The sequence below is a fragment of the Lacisediminimonas profundi genome (assembly GCF_008831265.1).
Taxonomy (GTDB): domain Bacteria; phylum Pseudomonadota; class Gammaproteobacteria; order Burkholderiales; family Burkholderiaceae_D; genus Lacisediminimonas; species Lacisediminimonas profundi.
Genome location: NZ_VTTH01000006.1, coordinates 85,718 through 100,006, shown reverse-complemented (window position 1 = coordinate 100,006; position 14,289 = coordinate 85,718). Strand labels below are relative to the sequence as shown.

Annotated in this window: 17 protein-coding genes; 12 read left to right on the top strand and 5 right to left on the bottom strand. The window is 62.9% G+C overall.

Annotated features, from left to right (window positions below; all coding sequences use genetic code 11):
* Positions 1-10 precede the first annotated feature (10 nt).
* Entirely contained in the window at positions 11-970 is a 960-nt protein-coding gene (locus FVE66_RS16810) for a Bug family tripartite tricarboxylate transporter substrate binding protein (RefSeq protein ID WP_151448632.1), read from the bottom strand.
* 87 nt (positions 971-1,057) lie between these two features.
* Positions 1,058-2,215, bottom strand: a complete 1,158-nt coding sequence (locus FVE66_RS16805; protein WP_161993318.1) for an acyl-CoA dehydrogenase family protein — start codon at positions 2,213-2,215, stop codon at positions 1,058-1,060.
* Between the two features lie 202 nt (positions 2,216-2,417).
* On the opposite strand from FVE66_RS16805, the gene FVE66_RS16800 reads away from it, so the two are divergent.
* From FVE66_RS16800 to FVE66_RS16790, 3 genes are all read left to right on the top strand, one after another.
* Positions 2,418-3,314, top strand: a complete 897-nt coding sequence (locus tag FVE66_RS16800) for an SDR family oxidoreductase (RefSeq protein WP_151448630.1) — start codon at positions 2,418-2,420, stop codon at positions 3,312-3,314.
* A 61-nt stretch (positions 3,315-3,375) separates the two neighbouring features.
* Positions 3,376-4,977, top strand: coding sequence for an AMP-binding protein (locus FVE66_RS16795; protein ID WP_161993317.1), 1,602 nt, complete (start codon positions 3,376-3,378; stop codon positions 4,975-4,977).
* A 107-nt stretch (positions 4,978-5,084) separates the two neighbouring features.
* Positions 5,085-5,978, top strand: a complete 894-nt coding sequence (locus tag FVE66_RS16790; RefSeq protein WP_151448628.1) for a LysR family transcriptional regulator — start codon at positions 5,085-5,087, stop codon at positions 5,976-5,978.
* Between the two features lie 62 nt (positions 5,979-6,040).
* Here the strand turns inward: FVE66_RS16790 and FVE66_RS16785 are convergent, their stop codons facing one another.
* The 3 genes from FVE66_RS16785 to FVE66_RS16775 form a co-directional block, all read right to left on the bottom strand.
* On the bottom strand, positions 6,041-6,496 hold the full coding sequence (locus tag FVE66_RS16785) for a nucleoside deaminase (protein ID WP_151448627.1): 456 nt from the start codon (positions 6,494-6,496) through the stop codon (positions 6,041-6,043).
* A 72-nt stretch (positions 6,497-6,568) separates the two neighbouring features.
* Positions 6,569-7,018 carry a CBS domain-containing protein gene (locus FVE66_RS16780; RefSeq protein ID WP_161993316.1) on the bottom strand — a complete coding sequence of 150 codons (450 nt, stop codon included), beginning with the start codon at positions 7,016-7,018 and terminating at the stop codon, positions 6,569-6,571.
* A 70-nt stretch (positions 7,019-7,088) separates the two neighbouring features.
* A complete protein-coding gene (locus FVE66_RS16775) occupies positions 7,089-7,415 on the bottom strand; it encodes a GYD domain-containing protein (protein WP_151448625.1) in 327 nt (108 codons plus the stop codon).
* A gap of 340 nt (positions 7,416-7,755) precedes the next feature.
* On the opposite strand from FVE66_RS16775, the gene FVE66_RS16770 reads away from it, so the two are divergent.
* The 9 genes from FVE66_RS16770 to fliE all read left to right on the top strand — a co-directional run bounded on the left by FVE66_RS16770 (position 7,756) and on the right by fliE (position 14,280).
* Entirely contained in the window at positions 7,756-8,796 is a 1,041-nt protein-coding gene (locus tag FVE66_RS16770; RefSeq protein ID WP_151448624.1) for an ImmA/IrrE family metallo-endopeptidase, read from the top strand.
* 330 nt (positions 8,797-9,126) lie between these two features.
* Complete coding sequence (locus FVE66_RS16765) at positions 9,127-9,909, top strand: flagellar hook-basal body protein (RefSeq protein WP_151448623.1); 783 nt, start codon at positions 9,127-9,129, stop codon at positions 9,907-9,909.
* A gap of 13 nt (positions 9,910-9,922) precedes the next feature.
* The gene (flgG, locus tag FVE66_RS16760; protein ID WP_151448622.1) at positions 9,923-10,702 is read left to right on the top strand and encodes a flagellar basal-body rod protein FlgG; all 780 of its coding nucleotides are present in this window, start codon (positions 9,923-9,925) and stop codon (positions 10,700-10,702) included.
* 70 nt (positions 10,703-10,772) lie between these two features.
* A complete protein-coding gene (locus tag FVE66_RS16755; RefSeq protein ID WP_161993315.1) occupies positions 10,773-11,231 on the top strand; it encodes a flagella basal body P-ring formation protein FlgA in 459 nt (152 codons plus the stop codon).
* Between the two features lie 15 nt (positions 11,232-11,246).
* The gene (locus FVE66_RS16750) at positions 11,247-11,882 is read left to right on the top strand and encodes a flagellar basal body L-ring protein FlgH (protein ID WP_241673254.1); all 636 of its coding nucleotides are present in this window, start codon (positions 11,247-11,249) and stop codon (positions 11,880-11,882) included.
* The gene (locus FVE66_RS16745) at positions 11,882-13,003 is read left to right on the top strand and encodes a flagellar basal body P-ring protein FlgI (RefSeq protein ID WP_151448620.1); all 1,122 of its coding nucleotides are present in this window, start codon (positions 11,882-11,884) and stop codon (positions 13,001-13,003) included. Before FVE66_RS16750 ends, FVE66_RS16745 begins: the two co-directional genes overlap by 1 nt.
* Positions 13,004-13,124: 121 nt before the next feature.
* Positions 13,125-13,508, top strand: a complete 384-nt coding sequence (locus FVE66_RS16740) for a flagellar basal body rod protein FlgB (protein ID WP_151448619.1) — start codon at positions 13,125-13,127, stop codon at positions 13,506-13,508.
* A gap of 2 nt (positions 13,509-13,510) precedes the next feature.
* Positions 13,511-13,942, top strand: a complete 432-nt coding sequence (flgC, locus tag FVE66_RS16735) for a flagellar basal body rod protein FlgC (protein WP_151448618.1) — start codon at positions 13,511-13,513, stop codon at positions 13,940-13,942.
* Positions 13,939-14,280 carry a flagellar hook-basal body complex protein FliE gene (gene fliE, locus FVE66_RS16730; protein ID WP_206668781.1) on the top strand — a complete coding sequence of 114 codons (342 nt, stop codon included), beginning with the start codon at positions 13,939-13,941 and terminating at the stop codon, positions 14,278-14,280. The genes flgC and fliE overlap by 4 nt, the downstream gene beginning before the upstream one ends.
* Positions 14,281-14,289 lie beyond the last annotated feature (9 nt).

The following is a 14,289-nucleotide window of genomic DNA, read 5'->3' as shown; positions in this document are numbered from 1 at the left end:
CTCACCGGATTTATTGCAGCGGAATGCCGATGGACTTCACCAGCTTCGTGTATGCGCCGACCTGGGTCTTGATCAGGTTGCCCAGGACTTCCGGCCGGCCGGGAGTGACGGCAAAACCCATCTGCTCGATGCTTGCCACCACATCGGGCTTTGCCAGGGACGCCAGCACCGCCTTGTTCAGCCGCTCGACGATATCCTTCGGCATGCCGGCCGGGCCAACCACCGCAGCCCAGATCACGACTGGCAATTCGCTCATCCCAGCCTCGCGCATGACCGGCACCTCCGGCGCCAGCGGCGAACGCGTCGGCAGCAGGGTTACCAGGGGACGCAGCTTGCCCTCCTTCGCAAAAGGAAGGCCGGCGCCGGTGGCAATCATCGCGTCCAGGCGGCCTGCCAACAGATCCGTCATGGCCGGCGGCTCACCCTTGTAGGGAACATGCAGCAGGTCGATGCCGAACAAGCTCTTGATCTGTGCAAACACCAGCACCCCGGTGCCGTTGCCGCTGCCATAGCTCATTTTTCCCGGGTTGGCCTTCGCATGGGCGATGAACTCGCGCATGTTCTTTGCAGGCACGGATGGATTCACGTACAGGAAGAACGCGTAACGGCCGACGTCGGCGATCGGGGTGAAGTCAGTGATCACGTCATACGGCGGATTCTTGCGCATCGCCGGCAGGACGGAAAAATTGCCGGAAGTGACCAGCGCGATCCGGTAGCCGTCAGGTGCGGACTTCGCGATGTCCTGTGCGGCGATCTGCCCTTCGACGCCAGGCTTGTTCTCGACGACGACCGACTGGCCCAGGTTTTCCCCGACATTCTTCGCGATGATCCGCGCCAGCGAATCCGAGGTGCCGCCGGGAGGGAAGGGCACCACCATCGTGATGGGGCGCGCAGGGTATTGGGCGTGGGCGCCGGCGCAGGCGGCAGCCAGTCCAAGCGCAAGAAGAAGTCGGCGGAACGGGGTGATCATGTCTCTGGTCCTTGTTATGGTTGATGAATTCATGGTTGATGAATATGAAAAATGGATGAGGCGGGGCCGTTCAAAAGAGGGGCATCGCTAGCGCGCCGGAACCAGGTCCATGGTCGAGGCAATGGTGCTGCGTTGCATCTGCGAACTGCCGGCGCCAATGGTAGTGCTGCGGGCGTCGCGGAAATGGCGCTGCATCGGGTACTCCAGGCTGTAGCCGGAAGCGCCCATGATCTGCATGCCCTGGTTGGCGAGCTTGATATAGGTTTCGGAGCCGAACAGCTTGGCCATCGACACCTCGCGCAGCGCGTCCTGGCCGCGGGCCAACTTTGCCGCTGCGGAAAACGCCAGCAGGCGCGCAGCGCTGGCCTCGGTCTGCATGTCGGCCAGCATGTGTGAAATTGCCTGGAACTCGGCGATCGATTTGCCGAATTGCCTGCGCTCGCGCGCATGGCTGACGGCGAGGTTGACCACGCTCTGGCTGGCTCCGGCATAGCCTGCCGAGGTCAGGGCGCGTTCGCCCTGCAAGCCTGCCAGCAGGTATTCCCAGCCACGGTTCACTTCGCCCAGGATGCGGCTCTTGTGCACCCGCACGTCGCTCAGGAATACTTCGTAGCTGCCGGCGCCGCGCCGGCCGAGCATCTCCAGCTTGCGCAATTCGATTCCGGGATGGGTGTTTTCAATCAGGAAAATCGACAGGCCCTTGCGTGCCGACACTGTGCTGTCGGTGCGGGCATAGACATGCAACAGGGTGTTGTCCGCGCCGGCGCCAGTGATCCAGACTTTCTGCCCGTTGAGGATCCAATGATCGCCGTCGGCCACCGCGCGGGTCTGGATTGCTGCGACATCCGATCCGGCGGCCGGCTCGCTGATGCAGACCGACATGCGGATTTTTCCCTGTGCCAGTTGAGGCAGGAATTCGGCTTTCTGCTCCTCCCGGCCGCACTTGAGCAAGGTCTGTCCGGTAAACAGCGGCACTGTGTACGCAGTCGACAGGTCGTAACTCCAGGCGGCCAGGTCCTCGGCAATCAATGCCAGATCTTCCATGGTGCCGCCATAACCGCCGTATTCCTCGGGAATACCGCGTCCGGTCAGGCCGAGTTCGACCCACGCCTGGTAGGCTTCGTAGGGGTAACGGCCTTCCTGGTCCATGCGGTGAAGGTATTCGGGAGTGAGGATTTTTTCCATCGCCCGCTGCAGGCTGTCACGCAGCTGGCGCTGTTCCTCGTTCAGTTCGTCAAAGTGCATCGCTGGGTCCCGTTCGGCGCCGTGCCGTGTCTCTGTGATTCTAGTGCGGCAGATGTTAGGCCTGTGCGCGCGAGGCTTCAAGACCTTGTGGGTCTTACGCATTCCAAAATTAGTGTTGGCGTCGCAGCCTGCTGCAACCGCATACTCCGCGTCTGAAAAATGCAGATTCCAATACAAGGCCGGCAGGCCAGCGAGGAGACCCATGTTCAAGCCGGAGCTGTTCAAAGGACACCGCATACTTGTGACTGGTGGCGGTACCGGGCTGGGCCGCGAGATCGCGGCACGGCTGCTGTCGCTTGGCGCCACCGTTTGCATTTGCGGCCGGCGGCAGAGCGTGCTGGACGACACCGCGCGGGAATTGATGGAACAGCACGGGGGCATCGTGCAAACCGTAGCGCTCGACCTGCGCGACGCCGACGCGGTTGATCGCTGCATCGGCGAATTGTGGGAGAGCGGTCCGCTGACTGGCCTGGTCAATAATGCGGCCGGGAATTTCGTCAGCCGCACCGAGGATTTGTCGCCAGGCGGCTTTGACGCCATCGCCAATACCGTCTTGCATGGGACCTTTTATGTGACCCAGGCGGTCGGCAAACGCTGGATAGCCCAGCAATTGAAGGGCACGGTGCTCTCCATCGTCACCACTTGGGTTCGCACGGGATCGCCCTACGTCGTCCCTTCCGCCATGGCCAAGGCCGGCATCGATGCGATGACCAAATCGCTTGCCACCGAATGGGGCCGCTACGGCATACGGCTGAACGCCATTGCACCCGGCATCTTCCCGACACCAGGCGCCACCGCGCGCCTGCGGCCCGGCGACAATCCGCATGAGCTGGAAACCCGGGAGAACCCGATGCGCCGGCTTGGCCAGATGGATGAGCTTGGAAACCTGGCAGCCTTCCTGATGGCCGACGGCTGCGCGTGGCTGAGTGGCGAGACGATTGCCATCGATGGCGCCTATAACCTTGCGCGCGGCTCTTACTTCACCCAGTACGCGGATTGGAGCGATGAGCAATGGGTGGAAGCGCGCACGCGAATCAAGGCGCGCAGCGAGCAGGAAAAATCGCTGCGCACCGTGCCGCCACCCGCGGCAAAGCCCTGAGGCGGCGCCTGAGACGCCCCCCATCCCGCACCTCATTCAACAGAAACAGACAAGACCCGCCATGCTGAGCACGAATACCCCGATGTCCGTCAATCCGAGCCCTGCCTCCTGGCTGGAGCGGCGCGCCCACTTGCAGCCCGGGCTGGAATGCATTGTCTACTGGCACGAGGCGGAGCGCGCGGAGCGGTGGACCTATGGCCAGTTGCAGCAAAGCGCGATTCGCCTGGCCGCCGAACTTGAGCGGCGCGGCATCAAGGCTGGCGATCGCGTCGCTTTCCTTGATTACAACGATGCCCGTTTTGCTGTCGTCATGTTCGCGGCTGCGCGCATCGGCGCCATTTTTGTGCCGGTCAACTTTCGCTTGAGCGCACCCGAGGTGGTCGCAATCATCAATGACTGCGACGCCAGCATGCTGATATACGGCGACCGGTTCGATGCCATTCGCCATGCCGTGCAGCAGGGCTGCCCATGTCCGCAGTTCGTGCGTTCAGGACGGGAGCAGGATGACGAGTTGCTGGCGATGATGGAGGCCGGGCCGGTAGCCGCGGCGCCCCCCCTGCGCATGGCCGGCTGGGACGAGACTGCGTGGTTGCTGTACACCTCCGGCAGCACCGGCCATCCGAAAGGCGTGATGCTCAGTCACGGCAACCTGTTCTGGAACACGCTCAATATCATCCTGCTGCAGGGCGGCTTTGCCAGCGACAAGGTGCTGATTTCCGCGCCCTTGTTCCATGCGGCGCCGGTCGCCACTTTCATGGACTGCTTCCTGCGTGGCGCCTGCATCCATCTTGAACGCGCATTTGACGAGAACCAGGTGCTGCGCCGGATCGCCGATGAAAAGATCACCCTGATCGCCGGGGTTCCGGCAATGTACAAGACCATGGCAGCCCATCCGGCATTCGAATCCACCGACCTCAGTTCGCTGCGCGCCGTCATCGTCGGCGGCGCGCCGGTGCCGGAAGCCTTGATCGCAGAGTATCGCCGGCGCGAGGTTGCCGTGATCCATCGTTACGGCCTTACCGAGGCCACCGTGCTGGTTGCGGCGCTGTCGCCGACAGCGCCGCCGAGCAAGCAGATGAGCACCGGCCTGTCGCCGCTGTTCAGCGAGTTCCGGATCCGTGCCGGCGAGGCCGAAAGTGGCGCAGAGGCCTCCGCCGCGGCAGTGGCAAGCGCAGGTGAGATCGGCGAAATCGAAGTTCGCGGACCCAATGTCATGCAGGGTTACTGGAAGCGCGAGGCCGATACGCAGGGAGTCATGCATGACGGCTGGTTGCGCACCGGCGACCTCGGGCAGGTGGATGAGGACGGCTATCTGCGGGTTGCCGGCCGACTCAAGGACATGATCATTACCGGCGGCGAGAACGTCTATGCGACCGAGGTCGAGTCGCGCCTGGTGGAATATCCGCCGATACTGGAAGCGGCGGTGATCGGATTGCCGGATGCCCGTTGGGGCGAGACGGTATGCGCGGTTCTCAGCATCAAGCCCGGCTTCAGCGTGAGCGAGCAGGATGTGCTGGCAAACCTGGACGGCCGCCTGGCGCGCTACAAGCAGCCGCGGCGCATGATCTTCCGGGAATCGCTGCCGAAAAACGGCGCCGGCAAGGTCGACAAGCTGCGCCTGCGCCGCGAGTACCTCGCGGCTCCCCCGGACGCAGCGAGCTGAGTCCCGGCGGGACACCTTGCGCCAAGCTGCCAGGCTGCCAGGGCGTCAACGTGTCTGCGAAGCAGTCATGCGCACAGCATCCGAAAAAGCTGTGATAGCATTTTCGGATGGAACTGCGACAACTGCGTTACTTCCTGGCGGTAGCCCAGGAGCTTCATTTCGGCCGTGCCGCAGAACGGGCGCACATTGCACAGTCGCCGCTGTCGCGGCAAATCAAACTGCTTGAGGACAGTCTTGGCGTCATGCTGTTCCGGCGCACCAAGCACAAGGTCGAGCTGACCGACGCCGGGCGCGCGCTGATCGTGGAAGCGCAGGCGATCCTGGCTGCCACCGAGCAGGCCAAGCGCTCGGTGATGCGGGCCGAGGAGGGGCTGGTCGGCCGCCTGGTGATCGGCTACACCAACACGGCGATCTACAGCAATTTTCCGAAGATATTGATGGCTTATCGGCACCAGTTCCCGAAAGTGGAACTGGTCCTGCAGGACAGCCTGCTGACGCCGATGCAGATTGACGCCTTGGTCGACAAACGCATGGATATCGGCTGCCTGCGGCCACCGGTCCAGTCTCCCGATATCGAGCTGCTGACCATTGCACACGAGCGCCTGGTGCTGGCACTGCCGGCGGCCCACCCGCTGGCATCCCAGGCCCGCATTAATCTGAAGGACCTGGCTCAGGAAGGCTTCATCTGCTTTTCCCGCTCGCTTTCCTCGTCGCTGCAGACACTGGTGTTCCAGACATGCCAGGACGCCGGCTTCCAGGCGCGCGTGGTGCAAGAGGTTGGCGACATTCCGACCATGTTGATGCTGGTTTCGTGCGGGATGGGTGTGGCGCTGGTGCCATCGTCGTCGCGCAGCATTCGCATGAACGGCCTGGTGTTACGCAATCTGGTCGGCGGCGGGCCGCAACTGGAATTGGCGCTGGGCTGGAATCGCGGCGTGAAATCCGTGATTCGTGATGGCTTCGTCGATGTGGCGCGTTCCTTCGTGCAGCACGGAGGCTGATACCCGGGCAGGGAAGGGCGCCCTTGATGGAGTCAATCGGGAATCACCCGGGAATCACCCGATCAGTCCTGCCCGATGTCTTCGTTCCATACTTCAGGATTCCGGCGGATGTAGTCAGCCAGCATCGTCACGCATTCCTGCGAGCCAAGGTCGATGACCTCGACCCCGTTCTCGCGCAGCCAGTCGAGACCGCCGGGGAAATTCACCGACTCGCCCACCACCACCGTTCCGATCTGGAACTGGCGCACCAGACCGCTGCAGTACCAGCAAGGTGCCAGTGTGGTCACCATCACCTTGTCGCGGTAACTGCGTTGACGTCCGGCTTTGCGGAAGGCATCGGTCTCGGCATGGACCGAGGGATCGCCCTCCTGCACCCGGCGATTGTGTCCGGCGCCCAGCAATTCACCGCTCTTGGTGAACAATGCTGCGCCAATCGGGATTCCGCCCTCGGCCAGGCCAAGGCGCGCCTGCTCCACGGCTACTTGCAGCATCGCATGGTAATCGGCGGATGGTGTCATGGTCTCTCTCGTGCCAGGTGGTAATCCCGACAATTTAGCATGGGACCATGCGATGAGGCTCGCGCCTTGGGGTCAGCCGCGTACCCGGGTTTCGCGCTTACGTTCGTTCTGGATTACCTGCACGAAGCCCTGCATCTCCTCGGCGATGATTTCGAGCAAATCGTCCATGGTGACGATGCCGAGCAACATGCCTTGCGCATCCGCCACCGGAATGCGTCGTACGCCGTTGCGGCGCATCAGGCCCAGCGCGTCCGCCATCGAATCCTCGGCCCGGCACGTGATGGGGGTGCCGCTCATGACCTCAGCGACCCGCATGTTCTGTGCGTTGAAGTCGCGGGCAACCACTGCAACCACAATATCGCGGTCGGTCAGGATGCCGACGATGGCGCGGCCGTTGCCGGTTTCATCGACCACCACCAGGCTGCCGGAATGCTGCTCAAGCATCAGCCGCGCTGCCTCGCTCACGCTCATGTCCTTGTAGGCGAACACGGTTACACGGGTACAGATTTCGCCGATATTCATCTTCTCCTCCATGCCGCCCCCGCCGCGACCTATCGCGGATAGATGCATCTTGTCGCTGCACCCAAGGCCATCATTTGGTCCGGCGGGTGACAGGTTCGTCAGGCAGTTTTTGCAGCACTTTCTTGAAATCGTGCCACTCCAGTGCCGGCCAGACTTGCGAGTGGGCACGGCCGTAGCTGCGCACCAGCACCGATACCCGCATGGCTGAATCGATGTCCGGCGCCTCGAACACGTCCAGGTAGTCGCAGGGGCCGAGCACGGCATAGCTGGCGATCCACTTCACCTCCGGACAGTGCGCCTGTATCTGGTCAGCGACATGGCGTTCCAGGGTCTCGAAGGATTTTGGCTGGTGCAGCGCATCAGCCGACAACCGGGTTTGCATCAGGAACAAGGGCATGCTGCCTCCGTGGACTTGGCGTGGCCATCCGTGACCCGCCCTGAAAATCGAGCATGAGCGATGTGCTGCCTTGTTCTTGTGAGATGCATCAAGGGTTTGCGCCCGTCGGTCGGACATGCTTGTGGGCGATGGGAAAGACAAGACGCGACCGCGCAGCTCACAGTTTCACCGCGCCTGACAGCTTCACGCGGCGCATTTTTTTGCCGCATGAAAATGAAACCGCACAATGGTCAGGCATTCGCACGGAAGGATGTCCGGTCAAATCTGACCTTTAACAATCCTGTACGGTCTTCTGCTGCTGGAACGAAACTTTCGCTCCTTCCCGCCCGAGCACACCGCCATGCACGACTCTCTGCGCGCTACCCTCCATCGAGGACCGGTCCTCCGATTTGAGCCGGGACAGGGCGGGTGCGTGAATCGCCTTTGGGCGCGAGGCACCGCCGCAGTGGCAAGCGCGAAAGCGGCTCCTTTGGTGGATTTCCGCACGGATGCCCGGCCGGCTCCCCTGGGTCAGGATTTTCTTGAAACAGTCGATGAGCTCAAGTTCAAGCAGGATTGGTATCGGGCTTGCCGGAAAGCTGCGCAGGTCAAGCCATTGGACTTTGTCGGGCGCTTCAGTCCTGCTATGCCTGCGGAGACGATCGCCGCCGATATCCGGCGCATGCTCGGATTGACTGACGAGGAGGTCTATCAACAGGACGCCGCGGAGGCCTTGTATTCCTGCCTGGCCAACAAGGCCGGCGATGTCGGGATCCTGGTGTTCAGGAATGAATTCGTGGGCAATGACGAAAATCGCAAGCTATCGGTCGCGGAATTTCGTGGCGTCGCCATCTGCGATCCTCATGTGCCGGCAATCTTCATCAATGGTGCTGACGCTCCGGCCGCCTGGGCAGTCACGCTTGCGCACGAAATGGCGCTCATCTGGCTCGGCGCGTCCGGCATTTCGGATGCATCGCCTTTTTCGCAGAACCAGCAAGCGCGACTCTGCAATGAGGTCGCGGGCGAACTGCTCGTGCCGAGGCAGCCTTTCCTGGCGCTATGGGATTCGGTGCAGGACAACGACGAAGGAAAGCTTACTTTCGTCCGGTCCCACATCAGGGTGAGTGCCCTGATGATCGCGCGGCGCGCGCTGGAACTGGGGAGGGTCCGCGCCGGGTTTTACCGGAGCATTTATCAACGCACCTGCCAGGCCGGCCTGAAAAGCGGCAGCGGGGGTGATTTCCATCGGGCCATTCAAGTCCGCAATGGGAAGGCGTTCTCGAAATTGGTCGCAAGCATGGCCATGCGCGGTGCCATCAGCCTGCGGGATGCAGCGGATCTGCTCGATGCAGATCCAGCCAATGTGCTCTGCTATGCCAAACAGCAAGCCTTGTCTCCTTGATCCGGTTCTCTGTCGTGCCTGCGACAAGCTATAAGGGGCATGACGCCGATGAATTGCCTTTCCTGCGGTCCCCCCTTCTTTGGCACGTTGCGAAACCCATCAAACAGGGCGGGCGCGAGCAGTCGACCGCCGTACGAAGCCCACGATTTCAGATCGAGTTTGATCGCTATTCGAAAGTATGGCTCGACAATCGAACGATCTCTGATCACTCCTCCAGCTCGCCTAAACATGTCTTCCGCCAAGGCCTTGATGCATTGCAAACTGAATCAATCAAACCGATGACTTATCTCAAGACCGCGATCGGTTCATTCATCCAGGGAGTTGCAGTCCATGCCAGATGGCGCATCAATCGCTGCCGCCTCAATGCACGCCGACGCCGCGCGTGTCGATATCCTCAGCCAGAACCTGGCCAATCTCCTGACGCCAGGCTACAAGCGGCGTGTGGCGGTGGGCGGGGCGGAGGCATTTTCCAGCCTGGTTTCGCATGCGGCTTCCAGTGTCGCATCCAAGGCTGCCGAGCCCAGCCCGGCAGGTATGGCGGCCGCTGCGGCTGGCACTGATTTTCGCCAGGGACCGCTTCGCCCCACAGGCAATCCACTTGACCTCGGAATCGAAGGCGGCGCCTTCTTCGAAATTGTCGCCAATGGCGTGAGCAGCTACACCAGGCAGGGCAACTTCATGATCGATGCGATGGGTCAGTTGATTGCGCCTGGCGGCGGATCGGTTGCCGGACTTGCGGGTTCGATCAGGCTTGAATCGGCGCAAGTGCGAGTCGATCGCGACGGCCGACTGTTCGAGCAGGACCGGCTGGTCGGACAGTTGCGCCTGGTGCGCTTCGAGGATCCCCGTGAGCTGGCGCCTGCTGCCAATGGCCGCTATTTGCAGGGCGCCGCCCGGATACTCGCCGATGGTGCTGATGGTGCCCACCTTGCCGGCGTCAGCGGGAGCGGCAGCGCCGTGCGCCAGGGCTTCCTTGAAGCGTCCAATGTGGTCGCCGCCGAGGAAATGGTGCGACTGATCCAGGCGACGCGTCACTTCGAGGCCGGGCAGAAAGTCATACAGTGGTACGGCGACATGCACGAGCGCGTCCTTGTGCAGCTCGGTGAATTTTAAAGACGCGCCGCGAATGATGAATTCACTCTACATCGGCGCAACCGGCATGGCTGCGCAGCAGGCCCATATCGACGCCATCTCCAATAACGTGGCCAACGTCAACACGCCAGGATTCAAGGCTGATCGGGTCACTTTCCAGAGCCTGATGTACGCCGCCTCGCCGGGCGGTGCCGATATGGACGCGGGCAACGACCTGCAGCGAGCGGCCGGCATGGGTAGCGTCGCCCTGTCATTGGGCAAGACATTCACCAGCGGCGATCTGAAAAAGACCGACCAGCCGCTCGACCTCGGGATCAGTGGCGAGGGCCTGGTCGAACTCCTGCTCCCCGATGGCAGTAGCGCCTATTCCCGCACGCTTTCGCTGCAGGTCAATCGCGATGGCTTGCTCGCCAGTGCGGACGGCTATCCGCTGCGCCAGCAAATCACCATTCCAAACGATGCCACCGCCATCCGGATCGACCGCAGCGGCAAGGTCATGGTTTCGGTTCCTGACGAGAAGGCGCCAGTGGAGGCCGGACAAATCGAACTGGTGCGTTTCGTCAATCCGGCCGGCCTGCCGCCCTTGGGCAGCAACCTGTACGGATCCAGTGAAAAAGCTGGCGACCCGCAGTTCGGCAAGCCCGGCGACAGCGGATTCGGCACGCTGAGCCAAGGCTATCTCGAAGCCTCCAATGTCAAGCTGGTGGACCAGGTCGTCAGCCTGACGCTTGCGCAGCGCGCCTACGAACTCAACGCCAAGCTGGTACAGGCAACAGATGAAATGCTGGGCATCGTCAACAACCTGCGGCGCTAGGGTCATTGTGAAAATTCTGACGGCGATATTGCTGCTTGTACTTTCCGGCTCCGTTCAGTCTGCAGCGGCTGTGATTCATTTGCGCGACAGCGCGACGGTGACGCAACGCGAGGTGAAGGTGATCGATGTGGCTGGCGTCGAAGCAACTGATGCCGCACTGCGAAAGATCATCGAAGCCACCACCCTGGCGCTGATCGGATCCCGCAGGGAGCCTTTGCGGCTCTCACGGGAACGCGTCAAGCATGCGCTCGAAAGGCGCCTGCCGGCCTTGCGTGACGCCATGACGCTTGCCGGCGCCGACGCGGTGCTGCTGACCTCCGTGCTGTCCGACGAACACCGCCGGAGCAGGGCGGTGGAACACGGCAGCGAGGTCCTCGTTCGCGTCACCCAGGGCGGTGTGACGATAGAGGATCGCGCCACCAGCCTTGGATCGGGCGCCACTGGCAGCCAGGTGCGGGTGCGTAATCCGCGCAGCAAGCAGGAATACCTGGTCACCGTGCTTGGCAACGGCGTCGCCGAAGCAAGGTAAGGACAGGCGAGCCCGATGCGAACACTGGATCCGGACGCAATGACGTCAACATTTTCCCTCTTGCCGCAGCAGGGCAGGGCGCTATCCCTTGTGTTGCTGTGCATGGTCGGCGGCCTGCCGTCAGTCGCTGCCGCCGACCTGTTCCAGAGTGGATCCACTTTTCGTTCTCTGACCGCCGACAAACGCGCCTGGCGAGCGGGCGATGTGCTCACCGTGCAGGTGGTCGAGAACTCGAGCGCCAGCGCCAACGCGAACACCACCACGGAAAAGAACGGGGGGCTGCGGCTCGGCTGGAAATCGACCACCAGCGAGCGCGACGCCAGCCTGTCGATGGGCGACAACTTCAATGGCCGCGGGCAGATCCAGCGCTCTGGCAAGCTGCTGGCGCAGATCACCGTCACCGTGCAAGCGGTAGACCCGGTCAGTGGCCTGTTGCAGGTGGCCGGCGAACAGCAAATCCTGGTCAACGACGAAAAGCAGGAAATCCGGCTCGAAGGCCGGGTACGGCCAGTCGACATCCTCGACAACAATACAGTCCTGTCGACGCGCCTTGCCGATGCGCGCATCAGCTATGTTGGCGACGGCGTGCTGGGTGAGAAACAGCGTCCTGGCATCCTCACCCGGCTGCTTTCCTGGCTGGGCCTGCTGTGATGCGGCAACAGTTCCTGAGCACGATGCTGGCCTGTGCGCTGCTGCTGCCCGGTGGTACTGCGAGCGCTGCGGACAGCGTGCGGCTCAAGGACATCGGCCGGTTTGGCGGCTGGCGCGACAACATGCTGGTGGGTCATGGCTTGGCCACCGGCCTTGCTGGCACCGGGGATTCCCAGCGCAACCGGGCCACCCGGCAGTCGCTGGCCAATGTACTGACCCAGTTTGACCTGATCATCCCGCAGGACCAGATCCAGAGCCGCAATGTTGCGGTGGTGATGGTGACGGCAACCCTGCCGCCGTTCGCGCGCACCGGAGACCGTATCGATGTCACCGTGACCTCGGCGGGCGACGCCCGCAGCTTGCTGGGCGGCCTGCTGCTGATGACGCCGTTAAAGGGACCGGACGGGCGGGTGTATGCGCTTGCGCAGGGGCCGCTGTCGGTCGGCGGCTACAAGTACGGCCTGAACGGCAACGTGGTGCAAAAGAACCATCCGACCGTGGGCGGAATACCGGGCGGGGCCACGATCGAAGTGGCCGCCGGCAGCGAGGTGCTGCGCGACGGCAAGCTGGAATTCCTGCTTGCCGAACCCGACTACACCACCGCCAGCCGAATCGCCACCGCCATCAATGGCGGATTCAGCGAGCCGGTGGCGGCTGCACTGGATGCCGGCACCGTCAGCATTGGCGTCCCCGCTGAATGGCGTGGCCGGCTGGTTGGCTTCATGACCCGGATCGAAAGCTTGAACGTGCAGCCGGACCAGCGCGCTCGTGTGGTGGTCAACGAACGTACCGGCACGGTAGTTGCCGGCGCTGACGTAACCCTCTCGCGCGTAACCATCTCCCACGGCGAATTGCGGGTTTCGGTGGTGACCGACTATCTCGTGTCGCAACCGGTTCTGCCATTGCGCAGCGGGCCCGGCGTGCGGTCCGAGGTGGTGCCGCAAACCCGCATAGACGTCGCCGAGCCGCCCGCCCAGGCGGTCCAGCTCGGGCTTGGCAGCACGGTCGGCGACCTGGTGCGGGCGCTCAACCGGATCAAGGCCAGCCCGCGCGACATGATCGCGATCCTGCAGGGAATCAAGGCGGCCGGCGCGCTGCGCGCGGAGCTGATCATCCAGTAGCGACAAGCAAGGCCAATAGTCCAGCGCAAATGGATCAATACAAATAGATCAATACCAACAGATCAATACCAATGGCCGAATGCACCTGCGCCCATCCCTGCAGGTGCGAGAAAGGAGTCCCGTGTCGCAAGCAATCACGACAATTTTTCCATCGCCGGTGCTGCAGTTGCTGCCCCTCGCGCTGGATGCAGCCAGCCTGCGCCAGCAGGTGATCGGCGCCAACATTGCCAACGCCGGCAGCGTTCATGCGGACGGTAGCGCCTGGCAGCCGCGCAAGGTGAGTTTCGAAGAAGGCATGCGCAAGCTGCTGGAACAATCGCGCATCACGCCACCGGGCCTGGAAAATGCCCGGCCACGCGTGGTCGACGATGCGCGTGCTGGCTCGGGCATCGATGTCCAGGTGGTGGGGCTGTCGCAAACGGTCCTGCACCACCAGGCCCTGGTCAAGGTCATCAGCGCAGAGCTGGAACTGCTTTCGCTGGCCAGCAACGACGGGAAGAAATAGGCATGGATTACCAGGCCGCATTCGCCGTCGGCGCCGCCGGCATGGCCGTGGAAAAAGCACGGGCCGACATCGCCGCATCCAATATCGCCCACACACATGTCACGCGCGCGGCCGGTACCGGCACCTATCGCGCCGCACGCGTGCTGATCGAAACCCCGGCCAGCTTTCCTGCAATGCTGGCAGGCATGCAGGAAGCCCTGCCGGCGCCACGCGTGGTCGGCCAGGTGCAGCTCGATGCCGCGCCGCGGCTGATGCACGAACCCGGCCATCCACATGCAGACGCAAACGGTTTCGTCGCATATCCGCGCATCGACACACTGTCCGAAATGCTTGGCATCATGCAGGCCACCCGCGCGTACGAGGCCAATGTGTCAGCCATCAAGGCGGGGCGCAGCATGGCGATGAAGGCGCTGGAAATCGGAGGCGGCCGATGAGCGCCCTGAGCATGATAGTCCCGGACCTGGCCGTCACTCGGCTGGCCCATGCACCCGAGGACGGGGTGGGGCCGCCCGCTGCGGCTGGCCCGATGGCGTCCGGCGGCGCTGCAGGACTTCCTTCCTTCGGCACCGTGCTGCGCCAGCAACTGGGCGAGCTGGACCAGACGATGAAGGCGGCCCAGGGGCAGTCGTTGCGGCTGGCCGCCGGCCAGGCCGACAGCATTCACCAGGTCATGATCAGCCTCGAACAGGCGCGCATTGCGTTCCAGCTCGCACTGCAGGTGCGCAACCGTGTGATGGAAGCGCTGCAGGAAGTGCAGCGCATGCAATTGTGAGGGGAGCGA

Coding starts and splice junctions, on each gene's coding strand:
- flgC (WP_151448618.1), top strand. CDS start 13,511: ATGGATTACCAGGCCGCATTCGCCGTCGGCGCCGCCGGCATGGCCGTG.
- FVE66_RS16765 (WP_151448623.1), top strand. CDS start 9,127: ATGCCAGATGGCGCATCAATCGCTGCCGCCTCAATGCACGCCGACGCC.
- FVE66_RS16790 (WP_151448628.1), top strand. CDS start 5,085: ATGGAACTGCGACAACTGCGTTACTTCCTGGCGGTAGCCCAGGAGCTT.
- FVE66_RS16780 (WP_161993316.1), bottom strand. CDS start 7,018: ATGAATATCGGCGAAATCTGTACCCGTGTAACCGTGTTCGCCTACAAG.
- FVE66_RS16745 (WP_151448620.1), top strand. CDS start 11,882: ATGCGGCAACAGTTCCTGAGCACGATGCTGGCCTGTGCGCTGCTGCTG.
- FVE66_RS16775 (WP_151448625.1), bottom strand. CDS start 7,415: ATGCCCTTGTTCCTGATGCAAACCCGGTTGTCGGCTGATGCGCTGCAC.
- FVE66_RS16770 (WP_151448624.1), top strand. CDS start 7,756: ATGCACGACTCTCTGCGCGCTACCCTCCATCGAGGACCGGTCCTCCGA.
- FVE66_RS16750 (WP_241673254.1), top strand. CDS start 11,247: ATGCGAACACTGGATCCGGACGCAATGACGTCAACATTTTCCCTCTTG.
- FVE66_RS16810 (WP_151448632.1), bottom strand. CDS start 970: ATGATCACCCCGTTCCGCCGACTTCTTCTTGCGCTTGGACTGGCTGCC.
- FVE66_RS16795 (WP_161993317.1), top strand. CDS start 3,376: ATGCTGAGCACGAATACCCCGATGTCCGTCAATCCGAGCCCTGCCTCC.
- FVE66_RS16805 (WP_161993318.1), bottom strand. CDS start 2,215: ATGCACTTTGACGAACTGAACGAGGAACAGCGCCAGCTGCGTGACAGC.
- FVE66_RS16785 (WP_151448627.1), bottom strand. CDS start 6,496: ATGACACCATCCGCCGATTACCATGCGATGCTGCAAGTAGCCGTGGAG.
- flgG (WP_151448622.1), top strand. CDS start 9,923: ATGATGAATTCACTCTACATCGGCGCAACCGGCATGGCTGCGCAGCAG.
- fliE (WP_206668781.1), top strand. CDS start 13,939: ATGAGCGCCCTGAGCATGATAGTCCCGGACCTGGCCGTCACTCGGCTG.
- FVE66_RS16800 (WP_151448630.1), top strand. CDS start 2,418: ATGTTCAAGCCGGAGCTGTTCAAAGGACACCGCATACTTGTGACTGGT.